Here is a 982-nt window from a genome sequence, read left to right on the forward strand (position 1 = left end):
GTTGGGGCGATGAAGGTGGAGGCTATGGCTGCTCGAATGCAGCAGATTAATCCGCAGATCAAAGTACATGCAAACCACACCTTTATTACGCCTGCAAATGTAGAAACTTTGCTGCACAAAGGCTTTGACTATGTCTTTGATGCGACCGATAGTGTCAAAGCAAAGACTGCCATTATTGCTCATTGTTCGCGACATAAGATTAAGTTGATCTGCTCGGGAGGCGCCGGTGGCCAAGTTGATCCGAGTCAGATTCAAATTGCTGACTTAAATCGTACTATCCAGGACCCATTGCTTGCCAAGATACGCAATAATCTTCGTCGCATGCATGGCTTTTCCCGAAACCCCAAACGCAAATATCGGATTGACTGTGTATATTCGACTGAGCAATTAGTTTACGCACACAGTGATGGCGCAGTATGTCACGAAAAGCCAGCCGAAGGCGGTCCGGTAAAACTGGATTGTGCCTCGGGCTTTGGTGCGGCAACTCACATAACGGCAACATTCGCCTTTATGGCGGTATCTCAAATTCTAAAGAAACTCGCAATCCTGGCAGAATGATCTTTAATTGTAAGACGTCCCTTAAAAGGGTGTTGTAACGAGTTAAAGTGCTTCCCCATAGATGTATGTTGCGGGTGGGCCGATTTCAAAGAAAAGAATCCGTTTCTATGGTTGAGCTGCAGCTTATTTTACTGGCGAGTATTGGTGTTATTTCCCTTATTTGTCAATGGATTGCCTGGCGTTTACGTTTGCCGGCAATTTTATTTCTCTTACTTGCAGGAATTCTTATCGGGCCTGGTTTAGGTATTCTGGAGCCGGATGCCTTGTTTGGTGAAATGCTATTCCCGATTGTATCGCTGGCCGTTGCCGTGATTCTGTTTGAGGGTAGCCTTACTCTTAAATTTCAGGAGCTACGTGAACACGGCAAGATGGTTCGCAACCTTCTAATGTCTGGTGTAGTTGTTACTTGGTCTATCGGAACCAT

At 45.7% G+C, this 982-nt stretch carries 2 protein-coding genes; both read left to right on the forward strand.

The features are described from left to right. On the forward strand, positions 1-558 hold a 558-nt coding region (locus A3766_RS04340), incomplete at its 5' end, for a ThiF family adenylyltransferase (RefSeq protein ID WP_068641770.1). A 107-nt stretch (positions 559-665) separates the two neighbouring features. Continuing rightward, positions 666-982, forward strand: a 317-nt coding sequence (locus A3766_RS04345; RefSeq protein WP_197479312.1) for a cation:proton antiporter, incomplete at its 3' end; no start/stop codon positions are given.

Source organism: Oleiphilus sp. HI0132 (assembly GCF_001635845.1).